The 17,091-nt window shown below is 55.4% G+C and carries 21 protein-coding genes; 7 read left to right on the forward strand and 14 right to left on the reverse strand.

The window, feature by feature from the left end:
- Positions 1 to 338 precede the first annotated feature (338 nt).
- Together GSQ77_RS01660 and GSQ77_RS01665 are read right to left on the reverse strand one after the other, a co-directional pair.
- A complete protein-coding gene (locus tag GSQ77_RS01660) occupies positions 339 to 821 on the reverse strand; it encodes a GNAT family N-acetyltransferase (protein ID WP_254067403.1) in 483 nt (160 codons plus the stop codon).
- Positions 769 to 1,122 carry a DUF1778 domain-containing protein gene (locus tag GSQ77_RS01665; RefSeq protein ID WP_158898411.1) on the reverse strand — a complete coding sequence of 118 codons (354 nt, stop codon included), beginning with the start codon at positions 1,120 to 1,122 and terminating at the stop codon, positions 769 to 771. The genes GSQ77_RS01660 and GSQ77_RS01665 overlap by 53 nt, the downstream gene beginning before the upstream one ends.
- Before the next feature lie 307 nt (positions 1,123 to 1,429).
- On the opposite strand from GSQ77_RS01665, the gene GSQ77_RS01670 reads away from it, so the two are divergent.
- Positions 1,430 to 2,266 (forward strand): Swt1 family HEPN domain-containing protein, encoded by an 837-nt coding sequence (locus GSQ77_RS01670; RefSeq protein WP_158898413.1) that lies wholly within the window; start codon positions 1,430 to 1,432, stop codon positions 2,264 to 2,266.
- A gap of 7 nt (positions 2,267 to 2,273) precedes the next feature.
- On the forward strand, positions 2,274 to 3,233 hold the full coding sequence (locus GSQ77_RS01675) for a tyrosine-type recombinase/integrase (RefSeq protein ID WP_174246376.1): 960 nt from the start codon (positions 2,274 to 2,276) through the stop codon (positions 3,231 to 3,233).
- A 560-nt stretch (positions 3,234 to 3,793) separates the two neighbouring features.
- Here the strand turns inward: GSQ77_RS01675 and GSQ77_RS01680 are convergent.
- From GSQ77_RS01680 to GSQ77_RS01690, 3 genes are read right to left on the reverse strand one after another with little or no spacing between them, the layout of a single operon-like run.
- The gene (locus GSQ77_RS01680; protein WP_158898415.1) at positions 3,794 to 4,093 is read right to left on the reverse strand and encodes a hypothetical protein; all 300 of its coding nucleotides are present in this window, start codon (positions 4,091 to 4,093) and stop codon (positions 3,794 to 3,796) included.
- Between the two features lie 32 nt (positions 4,094 to 4,125).
- Positions 4,126 to 4,368: a hypothetical protein gene (locus GSQ77_RS01685; protein WP_158898417.1), complete on the reverse strand. Its 243-nt coding sequence runs from the start codon at positions 4,366 to 4,368 to the stop codon at positions 4,126 to 4,128.
- Positions 4,365 to 5,039: a division plane positioning ATPase MipZ gene (locus GSQ77_RS01690; RefSeq protein ID WP_158898419.1), complete on the reverse strand. Its 675-nt coding sequence runs from the start codon at positions 5,037 to 5,039 to the stop codon at positions 4,365 to 4,367. The genes GSQ77_RS01685 and GSQ77_RS01690 overlap by 4 nt, the downstream gene beginning before the upstream one ends.
- A gap of 164 nt (positions 5,040 to 5,203) precedes the next feature.
- Between GSQ77_RS01690 and GSQ77_RS01695 the strand changes: the two genes are divergently transcribed.
- Both GSQ77_RS01695 and GSQ77_RS01700 read left to right on the forward strand, forming a co-directional pair.
- Positions 5,204 to 5,509 carry a hypothetical protein gene (locus GSQ77_RS01695; RefSeq protein ID WP_158898421.1) on the forward strand — a complete coding sequence of 102 codons (306 nt, stop codon included), beginning with the start codon at positions 5,204 to 5,206 and terminating at the stop codon, positions 5,507 to 5,509.
- Positions 5,510 to 5,615: 106 nt separating this feature from the next.
- Positions 5,616 to 5,939 carry a hypothetical protein gene (locus tag GSQ77_RS01700; RefSeq protein ID WP_158898423.1) on the forward strand — a complete coding sequence of 108 codons (324 nt, stop codon included), beginning with the start codon at positions 5,616 to 5,618 and terminating at the stop codon, positions 5,937 to 5,939.
- A gap of 160 nt (positions 5,940 to 6,099) precedes the next feature.
- On the opposite strand, the gene GSQ77_RS01705 is transcribed toward GSQ77_RS01700, so the two are convergent.
- Positions 6,100 to 6,888, reverse strand: coding sequence for a replication initiation protein (locus tag GSQ77_RS01705; RefSeq protein ID WP_158898425.1), 789 nt, complete (start codon positions 6,886 to 6,888; stop codon positions 6,100 to 6,102).
- Positions 6,889 to 7,686: 798 nt separating this feature from the next.
- On the opposite strand from GSQ77_RS01705, the gene GSQ77_RS01710 reads away from it, so the two are divergent.
- Positions 7,687 to 7,839, forward strand: a complete 153-nt coding sequence (locus GSQ77_RS01710) for a hypothetical protein (protein ID WP_158898427.1) — start codon at positions 7,687 to 7,689, stop codon at positions 7,837 to 7,839.
- 5 nt (positions 7,840 to 7,844) lie between these two features.
- Here GSQ77_RS01710 and trbL read toward each other — a convergent pair whose 3' ends face one another.
- The 4 genes from trbL to GSQ77_RS01730 form a co-directional block, all read right to left on the reverse strand.
- On the reverse strand, positions 7,845 to 9,563 hold the full coding sequence (trbL, locus tag GSQ77_RS01715; RefSeq protein WP_367889645.1) for a P-type conjugative transfer protein TrbL: 1,719 nt from the start codon (positions 9,561 to 9,563) through the stop codon (positions 7,845 to 7,847).
- Between the two features lie 162 nt (positions 9,564 to 9,725).
- A complete protein-coding gene (trbJ, locus tag GSQ77_RS01720) occupies positions 9,726 to 10,433 on the reverse strand; it encodes a P-type conjugative transfer protein TrbJ (protein WP_158898431.1) in 708 nt (235 codons plus the stop codon).
- Between the two features lie 16 nt (positions 10,434 to 10,449).
- A complete protein-coding gene (locus tag GSQ77_RS01725) occupies positions 10,450 to 10,824 on the reverse strand; it encodes a hypothetical protein (RefSeq protein ID WP_158898433.1) in 375 nt (124 codons plus the stop codon).
- 838 nt (positions 10,825 to 11,662) lie between these two features.
- A complete protein-coding gene (locus GSQ77_RS01730) occupies positions 11,663 to 11,911 on the reverse strand; it encodes a hypothetical protein (RefSeq protein ID WP_158898435.1) in 249 nt (82 codons plus the stop codon).
- Positions 11,912 to 12,287: 376 nt separating this feature from the next.
- Here GSQ77_RS01730 and GSQ77_RS01735 point away from each other — a divergent pair, with 376 nt between their 5' ends.
- Positions 12,288 to 12,443 (forward strand): hypothetical protein, encoded by a 156-nt coding sequence (locus GSQ77_RS01735; RefSeq protein ID WP_158898437.1) that lies wholly within the window; start codon positions 12,288 to 12,290, stop codon positions 12,441 to 12,443.
- Between the two features lie 26 nt (positions 12,444 to 12,469).
- On the opposite strand, the gene GSQ77_RS01740 is transcribed toward GSQ77_RS01735, so the two are convergent.
- Positions 12,470 to 13,429 carry an SOS response-associated peptidase family protein gene (locus tag GSQ77_RS01740; RefSeq protein ID WP_158898439.1) on the reverse strand — a complete coding sequence of 320 codons (960 nt, stop codon included), beginning with the start codon at positions 13,427 to 13,429 and terminating at the stop codon, positions 12,470 to 12,472.
- A gap of 123 nt (positions 13,430 to 13,552) precedes the next feature.
- Between GSQ77_RS01740 and GSQ77_RS01745 the strand changes: the two genes are divergently transcribed.
- Positions 13,553 to 13,879 carry a hypothetical protein gene (locus GSQ77_RS01745; protein WP_158898441.1) on the forward strand — a complete coding sequence of 109 codons (327 nt, stop codon included), beginning with the start codon at positions 13,553 to 13,555 and terminating at the stop codon, positions 13,877 to 13,879.
- A 5-nt stretch (positions 13,880 to 13,884) separates the two neighbouring features.
- On the opposite strand, the gene GSQ77_RS01750 is transcribed toward GSQ77_RS01745, so the two are convergent.
- From GSQ77_RS01750 to GSQ77_RS29245, 3 genes are all read right to left on the reverse strand, one after another.
- Entirely contained in the window at positions 13,885 to 14,181 is a 297-nt protein-coding gene (locus tag GSQ77_RS01750; protein ID WP_158898443.1) for a hypothetical protein, read from the reverse strand.
- 366 nt (positions 14,182 to 14,547) lie between these two features.
- On the reverse strand, positions 14,548 to 15,018 hold the full coding sequence (locus tag GSQ77_RS01755; RefSeq protein ID WP_158898445.1) for a helix-turn-helix domain-containing protein: 471 nt from the start codon (positions 15,016 to 15,018) through the stop codon (positions 14,548 to 14,550).
- A 1,675-nt stretch (positions 15,019 to 16,693) separates the two neighbouring features.
- Positions 16,694 to 17,091, reverse strand: a 398-nt coding sequence (locus GSQ77_RS29245) for a hypothetical protein (protein ID WP_216854835.1), incomplete at its 5' end; no start/stop codon positions are given.

Below are 17,091 nucleotides of genomic sequence, written 5' to 3' on the forward strand. Positions count from 1 at the left end.
AAAATCACCTAAACCCTTGTCGGGTAAGGATTTAGGTGTTCCTAAAGTTGCATAGGATGCAAAAAAAAATTTGGAAATGCTCCGTTTTGTTACTGTTGTGCTAGCCCTGGCGCGCCATCTTGCAATTAATGCAACATCGCGACGCCCACAAAGTAACTTTAGCGGCTAAATTTTTTCGGCAGCGAAGCTGGTGGTTCACCGAGACCATGCGTTCGTTGCTCGACCAAAGCCTGGCAATTGGAGTAGCACGCCAGCATTGGATTCTCGATACTGTACGCCTGTGCACGGGGCACGCTGTCGATGCGTGAGCCCGTGTCCAAGGGATTCCAGCTTGCAGTTCAGCTTGGGATGAACGCTACCGGCAGGAATAGCGTGAGCGGTTCATCGGTAAGCGGCTCGAAGCCGTACTTTTTGTAGAAGTTGGCGGCTTCATGGTCGATGGCGTCAACGACAACGCACTGAACGCCGACGATTTCAGCGGTACTAACGACTGCATCTAGCGCGTGAGCCAGAAGGTATTCGCCGAGGCCCTGACCTTTATTGTTCTTGTCAACGGCGAGCCGTGCCAAGAGCACTGCGGATACATTCCGGGGGAGTTTCTTACCAGACATGCCCAGGGTTTCGACCGAGGTAGCGGCAAGAGCGTAGTACCCAGCGATCCGGTGTGGATCGTTGGGTAGAATCGCGACGAACGTACGCGAAAGATTTTTTTCTTGATGCTGCTTGGCCGTTTTTTGCAGCCAATCATTCAGCGAAGCAACGCCGCAATCAAAACTGCTGCGGTCGTCCTTCGGGTTCAGGCTTCGAATTTCTGCTTCCAATTTTATTATTCCGAAAACGTTCCATTGCGCGCTGCAACGCTTCGTTCGGCTTGGCAGGTGCATCGAGCAACGCAAAGAAACGCTGGGACTGTTCCACCGTCAGCCGAATAGACCGGATGACGTCTTCCTGCTCGATCACATGCTCAGCCGCCCGCAGTGCCGATTGCACAACGAACTGGTTGAGGGTACTACCCGATAAGTCTGCAGCGAGCTGCAGTACTTCTTGCTTCTCCGCACTCAACCGGGCAGTGATTCGCCCGCGAACGGAGTTTTCCGTGTCGCTGTCGTGCTTGATAGCCATCGCTATTTCCTTGTATTGAACCAACCCTGTGACGCCTCCAGGCGGTGACATGGCTATGGTTCTTGCTGTAATTGACAATCGGGCAATATGCCCTGTCCTGTTAGGCGTTTGATAAACGCTTTATTCCCTTCCGCAGAAGGAAACCAGAGTATAGCACCGATCGGTGTCAAAATGCCACCATAAGGTGTCTTTTTGACACCGCCTAACCTGAATCCACAATTTAGAGACACACCATCAGTCCGACTACCTCGGGGAGCCTCTTATATATGATAATGTCCTTTATCATATATATAAGGAGAACCCGAGGATGCCGTTCCGCAACATGTCCACGGACGAGATGCGTAACCTTGTTCGCCACCAGATTGAGACGTTAGAGCGTTGGCTGCGGCGCCTGATTGATGATGTGCTTCGTGCGCATCACGGTGGGTCATTGTCGGCCTTGCCGATCAAGAAGGACATCGTGACCAAGGCCGCCGAGCGCCGCAGTCAAGAACCGCCTCGCTATCCGCGCGAGGTTGATGCACTGCTCTTCGATGACCTTGTCACTATCATCTGCCACCCGCAAATGTATGGCCACTTTCAGGATAGCTTGAAAGACGCTTTTCCTGATGGCGCACCCGAGGCACGTACGTTTCTCGATCGGATTGTCGAGGCGCGAAATCCGCTTGCGCACACCAACGACATCACCACCCATCAAGCCTTGCGCGTGGCGTGCTACTCAGCCGATGTGATCGAGTCCCTGAAGGCCTACTACGCGAGAAATAACTTGGCACAAACCTATAACGCACCGTCCTTCCTACGAGTCTGGGATAGCTTGGGAAACAGCGGTCAGGTTGAGGAATCCCAGAATTGTAGCTTTCACTTCGACAATACGCCGCTCCGCCCTGGAGACACATTGCAGCTGGAGGTTCAGCTGGACGAGAGCTTTGCCGAGGACTCGTACCGGATCGAGTGGGCGGTCTGCAACGTACCGCAAGGGGAACGCGGCTTAGGAAGAAGATTTTCACTCACGCTCAAAGACCAGCATGTCACTCAGAATGGTCTCCCGATTCGCGCAACGATTATCGCGGACCGTTCCTGGCACAAGCACGGCACATATGACGCCATGCTCCACATCCGCTACCCAGTGTTACCTCCGATATGAAAAGCGCATGAGGAGCAACCTTACCGTCCCTGCTGGCGCCGCGATGCCCGTGCTGGTTGCCGCTGCGGGTGATCAGGCCGGCGTGCGTTTTCTTGAATTTTTTGCGTCGAACATTCGCAACCCGAACACACGCCGCGCCTACGCGCATGCGGTGGGCGAATTTTTGACCTGGTGCGCCGGCGCCGGCGTGCCGTCGATCACGGCGGTCCAGCCGCTGCATGTGGCGGCCTGGATCGAGTCGCAAACGCAGACGTTATCGGCACCCACCGTCAAGCAGCACCTGGCCGCCATCCGTCACCTGTTCGACTGGCTCGTGATAGGCCAGGTCGTGCCGCACAATCCCGCCGTCTCGGTGCGGGGGCCGAGTCACACTGCGCGCCAGGGCAAGACACCCGTGCTCGATGCGACCGAAGCGCGGCAGCTGCTCGACAGCATCAATGTCAGCACACCGATTGGACTACGGGATCGAGCGCTGATTGGGCTGATGGTGTTTTCTTTTGCGCGCATCGGCGCGGCACTGGCCATGCGAGTCGAGGACGTTTACGTCCAAAACCGGCGGCTCTGGGTGCGCCTGCACGAGAAAGGCGGCAAGCGCCATGAAATGCCCTGTCATCACACGCTAGAAGCGTATCTACACGCGTATCTGGACGGCACCGGCATCGCCTCCGACGCGAAAGGACCACTGTTCCGCACGATCCAGCGCGGCACGGGCCAGCTTAGCGTAACTTCGCTACCGCAGGCGAATGCGTACGCGATGGTGCAGCGTCGCGCACTCGCAGCCGGCATCGGCACGAAGATCGGCAACCACACGTTTCGCGCGACCGGGATCACCGCGTATCTGAAGAACGGCGGCACGCTCGAAAACGCTGCGACGATGGCGAATCACACATCGACGCGCACCACCCAGCTGTATGACCGGCGACACGACGAGATCAACCTTGATGAAGTGGAGCGGATTCGGGTTTAGTCAGTGCTGCATGAATTGCGCCGGTAGATTACAAAGATTGACCCCTTACCCCAAAGGCCACTCAAAGGCGTGAGCAGGCCTTCCAGCCGGCTCAGTCACTACCACTATATCGGCGCGGCCCACAATTTTGGCAAGCCGGCCGCCTTAAACCTGCGCCGTTACCGTGCATTCCTTCTAGTTGCCCATTCCGGCTCGCGCGATTTGGCCCAAATTTGACTTCGGTTGGAGCATCTCAGCGAGCTGTTTCATGTCATTGCTTTTGCCCTCACCACCACTAGAAGACGCCGCACTTTCGATCGACGCCGATGCTTTCGTTTTACCAAAAAAACCTTCGCGCCTGCTCCATACTTTCGCTAGTGACAGATTGGCGATGTCACTACTCGATCATCGACGAATTCACCTACAAAAACAAAAGAACTTCTTGGACAGGATGCCAGTTGTGGCCACAAACTGAAGTTTGTGACCTCACCGGGGTGAGCTGCTAGGTCGCTTCGCGCCCGTCGCAGCTCACCCCTACTGGGGAAACTCAGGGCTCCGCCCCGAGACCCGGTCGCAGAAGCTCATACGCGTTTCATAGCCAAGACGGCTTCCTGGAGGGCACTTCTAACTTCTTCCTCTGAGAGCTCGACGCGCGGATCCTGATACAACGCTCGGATCTTGTTGACGACGTCTCTTAGCGCGAGGATGGAATCTACGTCGTATCGCGTGTCGGTACGCCGCCCAAGGCTGCAGCGTCGGACGTACCCGCTGAAGGTCATGCATGCTTGGCGAGCACGCTCTTCAATCTCTGCCGCGTCGGCTGGCGTTAGCCGGAGTTTCTTGACGACGCTGGCCGTGACTTCTTTCTTGGTAAACCCCATGTTGTTGTTCTCACCCAGATTGGCCCAACGCGTTAACCGAGTTCCCGAGTTATCAGGGCACGCACGAGCTGTGCGATGGAGATGCCGTTTTCCACAGCACGTAGCTTCAGCTGACGGTGAATATTGGGATCGAGATCGAGGTTGAGGCGGATGGGCTTCAGCGGCCGGGAACCGGCTTGCGACTTCACCATTGCCGCGCCGGAAACGAACTCAGCCGCGCTCGCCGGTTTTTCACTAACCGAGCCACCTCCTGCGCCAATCTTAAATTTACTCATTTACTCAACTCCTTTGAGTTGTTACTCAGTTCTTGCTCGAGCTCGAAAAATTCTTGGCCTAGCAACTGTATTTCAGCGCGGGCCTGTGAGTTTTCGAGTTCGACAACGCCCCGGCCGGCAAGAAGGGCATCGCGGTAGACCTTCCTGTCTCGGATCACAGTGTCTGCGAGCTCTAGCTGATCGAATTGCGCCAACAACTCGCGCGCCTCTTCAACCTCGCGAATGACCGGATTGGACGGCGCCATGGAGAGAATTGCCGAGGCCCTCAGCTCAGGATTTAATCCTCGAGCCAGGCCGATCAGCTCATTTACCTTTGGTAAGGTTTCTAGATCCGCCTGGCTAGCGCGAATTGGCGTGAGCAGAAGGTTTGCCACAGCCATGGCGGATCGCATTTCGCGTGAGTCGCGGCCACCGGCATCAACCACCACCACCTGATAGCGCCGCGCCAGATCGCGTAACGTGGCGGATACCTCTCCAGTGCGTTGCACGCATGGCAGAGGCGGTTCGATTTTCGCCTCGTCCCGGCGCTCGACAAATCTGGCGCATGTGGCTTGTGCGTCCGTATCTAGGAGCACGACATCGACGCCTTGACGCGCGAGGTACACGGCCAAATTGCTGGCAATGGTTGACTTGCCGACCCCGCCTTTTTCAGCAGCCACTAGGACGATCATATAATCCTCCACTTAATTGAGTTGAGTAACGGAGTTGATTATGTGAGTTGAGTAATTGAGTGTCAAGTGGTGCCAATGCCTTAAAGACTTGTGTTGCTGGCAATTTCCAGTGAATATTTTGGGTCCGGACCATCAGAGCCGCTAACATCCACATGGGGTATTGCATGTCGTTGAGCATTGAAAATTTTCCGAAGGAAGAAGGTGAATCTATTCGTGTTGATTTAGGCGGTGGCGTGGCCGGCTTCATTCATCTGGTCGGCTATGTAGATGGCGACGTGCCTATTTACTCTCTGTTGGTCGATGGCAATGTGATTTTTAGCGGCCCCGCGGAACTGGTAATGGCGCAGGTCGGATATTACCTTCTGCACCGAAAGATTCGCCCTGGACCACACTACACGCTTGAGGAGCGCGAGACCTATACCCCAATGGGTACTAGAACAGATCTTGTCTGGACGTTGGTGGAAGGATGAGCGGAAACGATATTGAGCAGCGCCTGCGTGATACACATACCTACCTGAGCAGGAGCGCCGCCGCAGTCCGAAGCGCTGACCTTCACCAGTGAAAACGCAATAAACCATGGACGACAACCAACCGCATCAAAGGCAGCTTGCGCGTGCCCAACAGCGTGAACGCGAGGAACAGCGCCACCTCGCCCATGCCGGCGTCGCTGCGCTGTTGCGTGACGCTACGCGCGCGCCGGCCGTGATCGCCTACGCGCTTGAGCAGGTTGCGAAGTGGGAACGCGGCCGGCTGTGCAGCCGCGATTACATCGAGCAGTGGCACGCACTGTTGGCCGGCTCGCCCGAGGCGATAGCGGACCTGCTTGAAGCCCGCTCGCCGCTTGCTGAACGTCTGCGGCAGAATACGCCGTTTGCCAGTTACTTGCGTTTGCCAATGTAGCGAGCTGGTGCTGGTGGGCTATCGTCCGACAGGCGCGTGATGACCTCGGCCAAGGCGCTGCTGCCCGTTCTTACTAGTTATGCAAACCCTATGCATACGTTACGCATTCGTTATGCAAACTCTGACAAATTCGTGGTTAGTCTGACGGATTGAATTTCCGTCAGAATAGCCGTCCTTGCGGGTCCGGTTCAAATCGAAATTTAAAGCCTGTGACTTTTCGCCCTCCTGGCTTGGTCGGCTCCCACTCGATTGCAATCCCATTTTTTTCACGAAGCTCTTTGATGGCCGGTTCGATCACTCGGCGGCGCAACTGCCCGGCATCCTTAACGCAGCTATCGGGTGCGCCCATTGCCTCGCAAAACTCGTCGTATTTGATAGTGATTAGGCCGGTTCCACGGTACTGAGCCATCATTTCCAGCATTCGCCAGCTATAAACCGATCGAAGATCGGCTGCGTGCTTCAACTTGTATTTCGTGAACTCGTCTGATATGCCCAGGAGATACGGGGCGATGCTAGGTGAAAATTTAATCTCAACCCAACCGGGCGTGGTCGTATTCACTTTTTCATAGATCCACCGGATGCTCTTGCGCACAGGTATTTTCTTGCCGCGATCAATTTCGAACGTGTCCCACTCGACACTACATTCATACAAGTTTTCGGCCGCCGTCTTCAAATCCGTATAAGCGTGTTTAGAATCTATCTGTGGATAGGCTTCCATAAATTCCTGCGTCGTGACCTTCACAGACCATCCCGGAGCGATCCCGGTGTGAGGATCAAGGCGTACAGCCTTGTCGAGTAAGATTTTCGGCTTGGGGTTGCATTTCGCAATGGCCAGAGCAAGCAATCGTTTTTCAGATAGCTTCATTTTCTGAACGCGCCGAACAAGCTCATTTTTGATGACCACACTTTGGTCGCGTGGCTGCTGGGGTAGCTCGATCGGGTCGTTCATTCTGACAAATCCGTGGTTATTCTGACGGTTTAAATGTACGTCAGAATACATGTCTCTGACAACATGAATTTATGTCAGAATAGATCGAGTGGTCAAGATCTTGCTCGCCTAAATTTTAGGCATGGCACCACGAAAATGTCAGACTACCCACGGAAAAGGCAGATATCACCACGAAAATGTCAGGCTACCCACGAAAATGTCAGGTAAAACCACTAATTTGTCAGAATAGCGGGCCGCAACCCCTTACCCAGTATGGCGTTGCTCGACCCTAAAAAGGTTTTAAAAAGGTTTTAAAAAGATTTAAAAATCTCTTAAAAAGACGGCTTAGCCCCCGCTGTTGATAACTCACTCGTCAGTGGGTCTAACCCCACCCGGCCGCCTTCGGCGTCCACCCGTGAGGGAAAACAAGTGCGCGCCGATCGGCGCGTGATAAACCCCGAACAAAACCCTTTATCTAGATTAACGAAGCCGCGCCCGAAGGCGCGGCGGGGTCAGCCAGTGCATACGGTAAACACCTGGCTCAGCATACAAAGCGGCGGGCATCCACCGGCGATGCGCGTGGGCGCATAAGCGTAATCGGTTATCACACGTTCAAAATCGGCTTACAGTAAAAGGGGCGGTCGGCGGTTTTTGCCTCACCTGGCGCAATAGGCTGGTCTACGGCGGGTCGGCAAGCCATCCACCCTGTACCGGCGCCATCCGAGCTGGCTGGCCGGCTAAACGCTGATTTTCGGGACATTTCCACGGCAGGCTCGCGGTACACTGCACCGGCCGCGATGGCTGAGCCAGGCAAACATGATGGAACGACGCAGATACAGCATGGAAGAAGCAGAAAGCCTTGGCGCGTTCGTGGAGGATGCCGTCACCGAGGCCGTGGCACTGGACGCTGAGGTGTTCGGCGAGCGCGTGAATCAAAACCTCGCATTCCCTACGAGGAGCGAGGTAACCTGAGCGGTTTAATCGTGGTGGTTGATATTCATCGTTCCCTGATGGCTCGATTCAGGGATTAGCTCCTGTACTTTCCTGGCCGTTTTCTGAATTTTATCGTTGAGCTGGTCGAGCGGATGCGCCGCTGTTTTAGGCTCATGCTGTGAGCGCTGTCCCGCGTCGGGTTCCGATCCACTGATCGCTGCGTCGGATGCATCCGACTCCGGAGCGGTGAGTTGCCAGGCGCTCGATCGGCCGCCGCCTTGCGATGCTGGCTTCGCTGATCGTGCGGTGCTAGCCGCCGCTGACGAGTTAGTCGGCGTACCTTGGGCGGCGGTGCGCGTGCCAATTCCCGAAGTTTGACCAGCGGTCGAAGCTTTCCCTTCCGGGCTTCCGTTCTGCCCCGAGGAATTGCTATTACCGGATGGTTGGTCTGCAGCAGATTCTTTACTACCGCTGCTTGACGTCTCGTCATCAGCGTCCCATTCAGCTGCTTGTTCTGCAGTTGCCATATCGCTCCCCAATGGACCAAGCAACGCCTCACTGGCCTCTTCCGCAGCCATACCGTCGCTGCCTCCTCCGCTCCCTGACGACGACCCAGCCGATGATGACGCGGCTGAGCGTTGAGAAAACGCCTCGGCCATGCTTGTGTGGCCTTCACTCAGGCTTCCGCCAGCGGCACCACCACCGCCACCCATCTTGCCGAGTCCCTCTGTAATGGCATTGGCGGCGCCTGTCATCGCCTTTGCCCCCAGCGCCATCGCGCCAACGGCCGCGGCTGTTGCTCCCGCAGCTGCGCCGAGCATTTCGCCACCACTCACAGACAATGAACCATTCATCAGTGCATTGGCTATGCTCGGCGCTTTAAATGCCAAAAACACAAACAACAACGCGATTGCCAACATGACGAGTATTGGACCAGCGGTCGAGATCGACGCGCCGTTAAAAATATTCTCGATCGACTTTGACTGTGTGGTCATGACACCCGCAATCAAATAAATAACAAAAATATTCACACCAACTGCCATCCCGGCGGAAAACTGCTTCGTGGCCCACTCACGCGTAAATTTCATTCCTCCACCAGCAAGGAATATCGGTACTGCCGCGAGCCATATATACATGTGCACCAACACAGCAAACATCTGAAAACCAAGAATCGCGTACCCAAGAACAACCACAAATGCGGTAATCACCACAAGTAACGCGAGCCCGATGTCAGCTGACGACAATAGGTCCCCAGCCGCCCCCATCAGCTTCCCCGCGACATTTATGCCGGCACTGATTACGCTGGACGGGTTCAACCCCCCACTGATATTCGAAGCCTGTGCCCCCAACATGTCAAATCCCTTAGGGATCATCTCCATCACGGTTGTCACGTTTTGGATGCAATAGATCCAGACGCCCCATATGAGCAACATCCGCGAGAGCTTGAACGTAAGCCCAGCGACAGTATCTTCAGAGTTGCGTACCAACTCCAAACCCACCAGGAAACAATCAATCGTAGCCAGCGGGCCGAAGATGGCTAGGGCGGCTTTCTGGGTCACCGTGATCCACCCGGCACTATCATTTTGGAACGCAGTAAGAAGTGTCTGCAGGATCTGCAAACCAGTACTTTGGACGGCAGAATCCGAACCTGTCGATGCTGTGCCTGTACTAGCCTGAGCAAGTGCAAGCACGGGGGCAACCATCAACAGGAATACGAGAGACCACTTCCCTAAACGACTAACGGTCATCGCTGTAGCGCCCATTATTGAATTGGCATTGGCTTGCCCGTCTCAGGGACTGGGGCAATCTTCCACGCATTTTTAGCGCTATCACTGTCTTGCTTCTTCGAACAAGCAGACAGCAAGAGAACTGCACTAAACAAAATCACCATCCAAGTTGTCTTTTTCACGATTTACTTACCTTCATTAGTTGATTGGCATAGCTTGGCCTGTCTCGGAGACAGGCGTCACTTGATAGAATTGCTTGTGCACAGCCTGGTCTTGCGTACTCTTCTCGTTAACGCCCGCCATGTACGAAGCTTGAGCTTGAGACGACGCGGCCTGCAGCTGACTCAGCGAGCGCAGCTGCTGCACCATCTCAACGGCAATTGCGTTGCCGGCCTGTGTCGCCTGCATCTGTCCTTGTGCGCTCTGGCTTTGGCTGCGTAGCGTCTCAATCATTTGATCGGACGATGCCACCTGATCCATCGTCCAACCCGCCGTTTGCATGGCAGACTGGACCGTGTTTCGCGTCTGGTTTTGCCAATTCGTGATGTTGGTCTGGATATTCCCGTTGACCGTGCCAAAGCCAGGGTAAAGGTTCGTGAAGTTCTGGTTGACGCTTTGCAGCGAATAGCCGACGCCCTGCGCGGTGTTGTACACGCTGCGCAACTGCTCAAGCTCTTGCATGGTCTGCGAAAACGGTGTGTTCGGATTCGTTGTGGCCTGCTGCAGCGCCACCGACAGTTGCTGCGCCTGGGTTATGGCTGCCTGGATTAGCTGGACCTGGTTCGCCAACTGAGTTACTTCGGTCGAGCCACCCGTGCCGAGAACCGACCCGGCCCAGCTGCTGGGCGAGGTGGAGATACCGAAAACGGCAAGGAAAAGAGCGAATACACGGATACGCGAATTCATAGCGAATAATCCCTCGTCAATTAGCCAGGTTGGTGTGTTGGACGATCTTCGTTACAAGGAACAGCGCAGCGGGCCACGCCACCATGCCGGCAAACCCCATCGTTTCAGCAAGGCCGAGCGCAAACGAAAAAATGCAGCCCCATGCCGCCACGAGAAGCCAACAGGCAATGGGCGAGACCGGTCTTTGGGACAGATAAGCGCACAGCAGACCTATACGGCCGGCGACGAGAAAAACGAGCGTGATTGCCCGCGTGCCGCTGACCAGGTGCACCGCACATGCCGCACCGAAGAACAGGCACTGCACGACCGTTGCTGCCAACAGATGGAAAACGATGCGGGCGCGTTGCTCGCGCGAAACTATGATTCGCCCTTGCCTGTCGATTGTTTGCATATCGGACCTCTCTACGAAATATTGATTATTGTGCAGCATAATTAGCACAACTAGATAATTAGTCTGTTGCTAGGTTTTATCCTAGCAACTAGGTTTTTATCTAGCAGTTACGCTTTATTTGGGTGGAGCTACGAAGCGTGATTTTCACTAGTAAAAATCACGCGTGCGGCCTCGCGTGAGACAGCTTGGAAATAGCGAAGAAACTCCTCGCGTGAGATCCCACCCTGTGCATCGAGGGGTACGCCATCGCTTGCAGAGAGTTCACATGCGGAAAGGTATTCGGCCGTGAAGTAGACCGGTAACGATAGAATGGACGTAGCCATTGCTCACTGCTCCTATCAGTGGGTTGTGGTCAGGTGCCTCCCGGTGTTCCAGCACCAGGAGGCACCGCTACTGCATTAAATCTACTGCATTAAAACTGCCCCAGTTCGCGCAGGATCAGTTCCCTGACCAAAAGTGGGATGCTGGCTTCGTCCGGGCGCTCGATAAATCGCGCACAGGTTGCATGACCGTCCGTGTCCACCAGTACAACGTCGATACTATGATGTCCGAGCGGACTGCAAGATTGCTAGTGATGGTCTATTTTCCGACCCCGCCCCTTTCCGCACCAACCAAATCAACTCAATAACTCAAATGAGTTGATTCATTGAGTTGATTTTATGAGTTGAGTAATTGAGTGTCAAGCGAAAAGAGTGGAAAGCCGGGTGGGGTGTGGCATTTGCGCCGGCGCAAATGCCCACGGATAGTCTAGTGACGCTTTCGCCTCGAAAGGCTGGAAGCGGCCAGCCGGTGACGCTCGAACTCGCCAACCAGCTACTCGACGAACTGCCACAATGACCTATCTGCGCGGCTGTTGATTATTGCCCACAGCCGGCGCGCGCCGTGCGCTCTTGTGGGCCTTCGGCGTGTCCTCGCGCGAGGGAAGTGCAGCACGCACCGACAGCGCCACGACCACAACGCCCACGAGCGCGATGCAGCAGACGAACATGGCACCGCCGACCTGGTGCGCATCGAGCTGCGTGACGAAGTTGCTGCACGCATTGACAAACGCGGCGGCTTGGTTAAGGTTAGAGGCTGGGTTTTTCATGGACTCCACGATTTCTGGTTCAGGAGTCACGTATAGGCACAACGTGTTTATCACTTCGCGCACGTGCGCCGGCCGGCGCAACGCCTGGTCTCTATCGTGGAACCACGACTCGGAACGAGCAGCGCGGAAAGGAGCTGCAAAGCGGGGTGCTTTCCCGGTTCAGCGTGCAATCGGCCGAGGTGAACGACTTGGGAAAGAAACACCCGCCCCGCAAAAAATTGCGCCGGCACCCGGTATTTAAACCACCCGGCAAGGGGTCGTGATGGTAGCGAGAGGCGCGCGGTTTGCGATTAAGTGCTCAAGTCGGAAAACCCACGGGTGGAACCGAAAAAGTCGTGATCTCATGATGGCGATATCGTAACTTTTGGCGAACGCCATGATGAATCCGTTTAAACACCTCAACGCTGAGTTTATTGACGCATGCGGCCGCCTGGTCGAGCAGCTCGAAAAGTACCGTTTTGGCGCAATCATGCTGGTGTGCCTGGCGGCACTGGTGTGTTCGGTAGCGATTGTGTGTGTGACCTCGCTTTGACGAGCGGGACCTACCCCGCCCGACACTCAAGCGGCTTGCCGATATTCGTAGTAAGGCTGATTGCGGTCATCGAGGATCGCGTACTGATCGGCCAGATACTGCGGGTCCGGGTTGAGCCACGCGTCAATGTGCTCACGCTTGATCGGGACGATGCAGCGATCGTGACCCGCGAGCGCGATTTCTGCCGGTGGATCGTCGGTGATCGCCGCGAAAGACAGCAAGTCGGGTTCGCCTTTACCCTGCCAGTGTGACCATAGGCAGGCAACGAGCATGTCTTGAGGCGGGTTCGGCTTGAACTCCAGCACGACGTTTTCGACTGCCTCGCCCTCGGCCAGCTCGCGATGTTCCACCCGGTGCCGATTGACGTTTTCATAGAAGGCGTTGACCACGATCAGGCCGTGTGTATAACCGAATAGACCCTTCCAGAAGCCGCCTAAATTGTCGCGGCGCGCGTTGTATGTACCGGGATATTTCACGTCGTAGAACGCGGGTTTGCCGGCAGGACGGCACTGATAGCGCATTGGCTTGATGACGCGGCGGCCGTGCTCCATGAGCATGACGGGCGCGTATTGACCGGGAAAAATCCGCGCGTCGCGATCCTTCAATTCGGTGCGGCGCAGGTCGGCCAGTTTGCCGATCGCCCAGTCGATTTTGCCCGTTGCAATGCGCCGGCTTTCGGTGGCCGCCTTGGTGGTTTTGGTTTGTAGGGCGCGGTTCGCGTCGGCCAGGCGGGCGCGCTGTTTGAATAGATCCTGTTCGAGCTGGGCGGCCTGGTCAGCGTCGAACTCGGCAATCAGTGCCTGGATGCGCCGCTCTTCGTCGGTGTGGGCATCGAGAAAGGGTGCTGCGAGTGCCTTGGGCACCTTGGCCTTGCTGCCCTGCTGGCGCTCCCAAAACAGCCGCGCGAATTCCTTAATATCGATATCCGCACCGTACAGCTTGGTGTATTTGCGATAGTCCGCGATGATTTGAGCCGAATAGCACATGGGGTGAACTCCCGCGATGACGTCAGCGAAACCTCATGATACGACCTTGAGGCGTGAGCTGAGGGCCAGTTCAAGACCCTCGCGTTGTAGCATGTTGCTTTCAAACCTTTGGTAAGGACTGGAATGTATAAGTTGCTGTGGGCGTTGGTTGTGATCGAGGGTGCCGCGATCGTTTGGCTGGCGGTTTGGCTAAATGCAGCAATGGCATCCGTCAATGTCGGGCTCAGTGGCGGCGCACGGGTCATTGATGCGCGAATGGACCGCATGACCGCGCGCCTGAGGCGTCTTGAGTTTCAGACCGGACTTCAGGTGATGAAAGATCCGGCCGACCGAGACGGCCACATATCGGTGCACCTGAGCGAACTTGAGCCAATGGAATACACCGAGTACACGGACCCGGATCTTTTCGGCGTTAATGCCCGCAAAGGTGTTTCCACGAAAAACGGGTGATGGTGTCATGCCGGCCGGCACCACCACGCCTGGGCGAACGCAATCGAGCCTTCGAGCTGCAGGCCCGTGAGAACAAAGCCGTTCGTGCTCATGCCAGCGAGTCGGCAGTCATAGAGCGCCGGCAGCAATGACTCTTTGAGACCGACCCCGCCCGCGACCGTGGCCACGTCGGAGTAACGTCCCAGAGCCGTCACGTTTTGGTGGGACACGATGATATCGGCTCGCACCGGTTGTGCTCTGCGGATTTGATGCTGATCGAGCGCTTTGCCGTGCAGGCGCATCAAGGTGATCTGGGCGTACATGGGTGCGTAGTACTGTATAAAAACACAGTATATCTGCAGCGCGCGGGGCGGCCGAAAAGCTGGCAACTGGGCGAGAACAACAAAAAAGGGGGAGGTACCAACAACGAGGTCTAGTCAGCCGTTCTCAGCTGCTACAATTAAAATGCCTGGTGCGAAAAAGAAGGGTCTTGGAGGCCCAACTTTTTCGCGACATCTTTCTGCGGCGTGCGGCACGGGTGTTGGACGCCCAAGCCGTCCTGCCAGGGATCCGCAGAGGGTTGACAGGTCTTCTCACATCTTCGTCGGGTAGGCCAAGTTTGGACGTTTGGTCTACATCGACGTCTTGCCGCCCGGTACGTTTGGACATGTACCGTGGCGTCCTTCTTCTCAACTTACTGAACTGGCCAGGCCCGACGCGACCAGTTCGCTTGCCTGCTCTGCCGGTTGGGCTTTCCATCGTGCTGCATGCGCTTTTCGACCTAACTCTTGGAGTCGATTAACCAGCGGCGCCAAGTCGAAAGCCGTCTTATCGCTGTCTTGCGGGTCGATAACCTTAAGTAAGTACCCCTTCGCTTCAAGCCCTTTCATGTGTCGCTGAACCGTGCGAGCGGTCACCCCCATCCGTTTCGCGATCGTCGCCGACTTGGTGTAGGGCAATCGGTCTTTTTCCCACCAAGCCAACAGCAGATGCATTGCCACCAGCATTTCCCCATCGTTCAAGCGAAGCGAGTGTTGTTCGCGAAGCAGGATGGAGGGGACAACCGTGAATCCAGGCAGCAGTGCATCCCCAAATTTCTCCTGAATGGGGTAGTTGCTGAGTGCGAGGTCGATCGCGGCAGAGGCAGAGACTGAGTTCATGAGAAGCTATTTTATAGGAGCAAAGCAATATTGAGAAGCATGTATATTACTTAAGCGACATTATTGTCGCGACAATTTTGTCGCATCGTAGGGCGACGCATTTCCTCCTCCACGAAATGCCAAAAGAGGCGGTTGCGAGCCACGCGCGCCAGTACGTTCGGCAGCAGCTCGACGCCCCTCGGACTTCTAAGCACTCGGATATTGGATGCGAAACAACCCCTCACCCCCAGCCCCTATCAATTCTGTTTTAGTCTGCTCTAAACCACTATGTATTGTGTCAAAAATGCCAGAACACACTATATAAGGTGGAGTTTGGCTTGAGAACATGAGAAAATAAGGGGTCTGGTTTATTTTTACTAGACCGCACTGGTCGCGATAGCAATGAGCCGCACGGGGGGCTGCTGCCAAGGAAACCACTAATCCTAGACGTCGCCGTAATTTGGCCGGTGCAATTCCGTGTCTGGGTAGGCTGGCAGTGGATGGCCTATCAGGGCGTAGGGGAGGGACAGAAAGGTGCGTATGCATCGTTGAACGGCCTCTACGTAAAAATCCGCAGACCCGCTGGGGTGCTGAAATTCCTGCTCCCGATCTCATAGCTTAGGCGCTTGGGGTAGGGGGCAACATCGGCTGAAATCTTGGATTACGCCATGCAGCTGTGGCATCTAAAGGAGTCGGGCAGTACGCTGCCAGATGCAGAAATTCAGGGGAAAAAGGTCGAAAAAGCGCGCGGGCCCAAAATTCGCCAAAAATTTCGCAAAAAAATCGGCCCTCCCTGTGGATAACCTTAATGTCCGTGAAACAGGCGCTCTCCATGTCGACGTGGTTAGGCTTACTGCCCAAGCCGACTGCAAGCCAGTAACCCGCCCTCGCGCGGAAAACCGCAAGAGGATCTGCGCCGCGCTCGCCGGCACAGTCACACCACCGGCCCGACAGCGGGCCGCATCGCGTCACCTTTGAGTGCTCGCGCCCAATCCGTCGAAAACACCACTCGATGCGCGCTGTTTCCAGCTCGCTCACTCTCCGTGCTCGCTTATGCTTGACGCCGTGCGGTCGCGATGCGTGTCGATGGTCAAAAAACGGAAAACGGGCGACCTCGAACCACAGTCGTGATGCCACTCGATGTAATCGCGGCTGCACAGCCGGCCGCGTCCGGAATGGACGTGACTGAGTGAATGGGGGGCCTGTTTTCACATCATTTTTCCATTCGTTTCTTCGTACATTCGCTGCGCGGTCGCAATTCAAGGAATGGATTTGGTGATTGGACGTGGATGCGATGAGGGGAAGAAATTGGATTAACGCCAGTTGTGTCTGGCCGAGTTTCCTCATACCCTAAAGGCTGTCGCTTTAGGATCAGTTGTCAGTTATCCAAAAGAAAGTGATTTTTCGCGGGCGCGAAAATAGTATTAGCCAAATAGGAACACTTAAAACGGAGTGAGAAATGTCGCGGCGCCGCCACGCGATAAGCGGCGCCGACGGCGACGCCGAAACCCTTATAGGACGTGCTTTCCGACAGAGTGGGGGGCGTCAAAAAGTCAAGCGAACTAGAACAAATAAAGTAATTGGAGGCGAAGCAGAAAGAGGGGTATATTTTTGCCAGTCAAAGGCTGAAAAGAATCAACCCCGCAAGGCTTCTCAGAGCCTTGCGGGGTTGGTATTCGCCGGCCTTGGACCGCCCTTAGAAGGAGCAATCGATGGGCGAGTTTTTTGCGGTACTAGTCGTTAAACTAGCCGTGGCATTGCTCGAGTCGGACAAGATTACGGCGTTGGCGCGCCACATGTTTGACTTGATCATGCCTTTTTTGGTGAAGTAACTTTGGCCCGGCGCAAGCCGGGCTTTTTCTTTTGGATCGTATGATCCAAAGAGCGGACCGCTCTCGGCCCCTCCCATATGTACCCATTGGGTCCATGTGACACACGAACTGTATGCGTTCGCGTATAACCGCGCAATCCCCTGGCGCGCCTCAGAAAATTGCAGAAAATCACCTAAACCCTTGTCGGGTAAGGATTTAGGTGTTCCTAAAGTTGCATAGGATGCAAAAAAAAATTTGGAAATGCTCCGTTTTGTTACTGTTG

The organism is Burkholderia sp. L27(2015), assembly GCF_009765705.1.
Classification (GTDB): domain Bacteria; phylum Pseudomonadota; class Gammaproteobacteria; order Burkholderiales; family Burkholderiaceae; genus LMUX01.

Excerpts from the sequence above, each read along its gene's own strand:
- GSQ77_RS01665 (WP_158898411.1), bottom strand. The coding sequence starts at position 1,122 with ATGGCTATCAAGCACGACAGCGACACGGAAAACTCCGTTCGCGGGCGA.
- GSQ77_RS01670 (WP_158898413.1), top strand. The coding sequence starts at position 1,430 with ATGCCGTTCCGCAACATGTCCACGGACGAGATGCGTAACCTTGTTCGC.
- GSQ77_RS01675 (WP_174246376.1), top strand. The coding sequence starts at position 2,274 with ATGAGGAGCAACCTTACCGTCCCTGCTGGCGCCGCGATGCCCGTGCTG.
- GSQ77_RS01680 (WP_158898415.1), bottom strand. The coding sequence starts at position 4,093 with ATGGGGTTTACCAAGAAAGAAGTCACGGCCAGCGTCGTCAAGAAACTC.
- GSQ77_RS01685 (WP_158898417.1), bottom strand. The coding sequence starts at position 4,368 with ATGAGTAAATTTAAGATTGGCGCAGGAGGTGGCTCGGTTAGTGAAAAA.
- GSQ77_RS01690 (WP_158898419.1), bottom strand. The coding sequence starts at position 5,039 with ATGATCGTCCTAGTGGCTGCTGAAAAAGGCGGGGTCGGCAAGTCAACC.
- GSQ77_RS01695 (WP_158898421.1), top strand. The coding sequence starts at position 5,204 with ATGTCGTTGAGCATTGAAAATTTTCCGAAGGAAGAAGGTGAATCTATT.
- GSQ77_RS01700 (WP_158898423.1), top strand. The coding sequence starts at position 5,616 with ATGGACGACAACCAACCGCATCAAAGGCAGCTTGCGCGTGCCCAACAG.
- GSQ77_RS01705 (WP_158898425.1), bottom strand. The coding sequence starts at position 6,888 with ATGAACGACCCGATCGAGCTACCCCAGCAGCCACGCGACCAAAGTGTG.
- GSQ77_RS01710 (WP_158898427.1), top strand. The coding sequence starts at position 7,687 with ATGGAACGACGCAGATACAGCATGGAAGAAGCAGAAAGCCTTGGCGCG.
- trbL (WP_367889645.1), bottom strand. The coding sequence starts at position 9,563 with ATGGGCGCTACAGCGATGACCGTTAGTCGTTTAGGGAAGTGGTCTCTC.
- trbJ (WP_158898431.1), bottom strand. The coding sequence starts at position 10,433 with ATGAATTCGCGTATCCGTGTATTCGCTCTTTTCCTTGCCGTTTTCGGT.
- GSQ77_RS01725 (WP_158898433.1), bottom strand. The coding sequence starts at position 10,824 with ATGCAAACAATCGACAGGCAAGGGCGAATCATAGTTTCGCGCGAGCAA.
- GSQ77_RS01730 (WP_158898435.1), bottom strand. The coding sequence starts at position 11,911 with ATGAAAAACCCAGCCTCTAACCTTAACCAAGCCGCCGCGTTTGTCAAT.
- GSQ77_RS01735 (WP_158898437.1), top strand. The coding sequence starts at position 12,288 with ATGATGAATCCGTTTAAACACCTCAACGCTGAGTTTATTGACGCATGC.
- GSQ77_RS01740 (WP_158898439.1), bottom strand. The coding sequence starts at position 13,429 with ATGTGCTATTCGGCTCAAATCATCGCGGACTATCGCAAATACACCAAG.
- GSQ77_RS01745 (WP_158898441.1), top strand. The coding sequence starts at position 13,553 with ATGTATAAGTTGCTGTGGGCGTTGGTTGTGATCGAGGGTGCCGCGATC.
- GSQ77_RS01750 (WP_158898443.1), bottom strand. The coding sequence starts at position 14,181 with ATGTACGCCCAGATCACCTTGATGCGCCTGCACGGCAAAGCGCTCGAT.
- GSQ77_RS01755 (WP_158898445.1), bottom strand. The coding sequence starts at position 15,018 with ATGAACTCAGTCTCTGCCTCTGCCGCGATCGACCTCGCACTCAGCAAC.